The following is a 1385-nucleotide window of genomic DNA, read 5'->3' as shown; positions in this document are numbered from 1 at the left end:
CCCCGCCGCGCCGAGCCACCGCCCGAGCGCGGCCGCGTCGTCGTCGGCGGACTGGCCGGTGGCGAGCGCGACGCGCAGGGTGCCGCCGTCCGTGCCCCCGACCAGCTCGGCCGGGGTGCCGGCGGCGACGGCACGGCCGTCGTCGACGACGACGACGTGGTCGGCCAGCGCCTCCGCCTCGGCCATCTGGTGTGTCGTCAGCACGATGGAGGTGCCGGCGTCGCGCAGCTCCCGGACGAGGTCCCAGACCGCGAGGCGCGCCTGCGGGTCCAGGCCGGCGCTCGGCTCGTCGAGGAACACGACCTCCGGCCGGCCGACGACGGCGCAGGCCAGCGCGAGCCGCTGACGCTGGCCACCGGACAGCCGGCGCACCTGGGTCCGGGCGAACGCCTCCAGGCCGAGCCGGGACGACAGCTCGTGGAGGTCGCGCGGCCGGTCGTACATGGCGGCGACGTGACGCAGGACCTCGCCGGCCGGGACGGTGCTGGGCAGTCCGCCGTCCTGGAGCATGACGCCCACGCGCGGCCGCAGGCGGGCGGCGTCCCGGACAGGGTCCAGCCCGAGCACCCGGACCGAGCCGAGGTCGGGACGCCGCAGGCCCTCGCAGCACTCGACCGTCGTGGTCTTGCCGGCGCCGTTGGGCCCGAGGAGGGCGGTGAGGCGGCCGGCCGGCGCGTGCAGCTCCAGCCCGCGGACCGCCTCGCGGCGCCCGTAGCGCTTGACGAGGCCGGAGACGACGACGGCCGGCTCGGGGGCGCTGCGCGCGCCCGCGTCGGGGGACCCGGCGCTCGCGGTGTCGGGGGCTGCTGGCACGAGGATGCAGTCTAGGTCGCCGTCGGTGAGGTCCACCTTCGTTGCGGGGAACGAATAAGGCAACGACGATGTTGCCTTAATCGACCGGACGGACGGAGGTGAGCATGCGCAGCGTCGTGACCGACGGCAGCACCCGCGTCGGCCCCACCCCCGGCGCCCACCCGGCCACGACCCCCGCGGGGGAGTTCCGTGAGGCCGAGGGGGCGGACCGCAGCACCCGGGAGCGGGTCCTGCAGCTCGTCGTGCAGTCCGGGCCGGTCTCCGTCCACGAGCTCTCCGACACCCTGCGGCTGACGGCCGCCGGGGTGCGCCGCCACGTGGCGGCCCTGGAGGAGGACGGTCGGATCGTGGTCCACCGCTCCGCCGTGGCCGCGACCGGGCGCGGGCGTCCGGCCCGCCGCTACGTCGCGACCGAGCGGGGGCAGGAGTCGCTGAGCAGCGCGTACTCCGACCTCGCCGCGCAGGCGCTGACCTTCCTCGGCCAGACCGCCGGCCGGGACGCCGTCGTCGGCTTCGCGCGGGCGCGTGCCCAGGAGCTGGGGCGGCGGCACGCCGACGCCGTCCGGCGGGCG

The 1385-nt window shown here is 77.6% G+C and carries 2 protein-coding genes; one reads left to right on the top strand and one right to left on the bottom strand.

The window, feature by feature from the left end:
* The coding region (locus tag N866_RS17375) for an ABC transporter ATP-binding protein (RefSeq protein WP_052023210.1) at window positions 1-813 on the bottom strand (813 nt) is incomplete at its 3' end.
* A gap of 104 nt (window positions 814-917) precedes the next feature.
* Here N866_RS17375 and N866_RS17370 point away from each other — a divergent pair.
* Window positions 918-1385, top strand: a 468-nt coding sequence (locus N866_RS17370) for a helix-turn-helix transcriptional regulator (RefSeq protein WP_155855453.1), incomplete at its 3' end; no start/stop codon positions are given.

This window comes from Actinotalea ferrariae CF5-4, from assembly GCF_000603945.1.
GTDB classification, from domain to species: Bacteria; Actinomycetota; Actinomycetes; order Actinomycetales; family Cellulomonadaceae; genus Actinotalea; species Actinotalea ferrariae.
The sequence above is the reverse complement of the archived record's forward strand: the minus strand, read 5'-3'. Positions and strand labels throughout refer to the sequence as shown.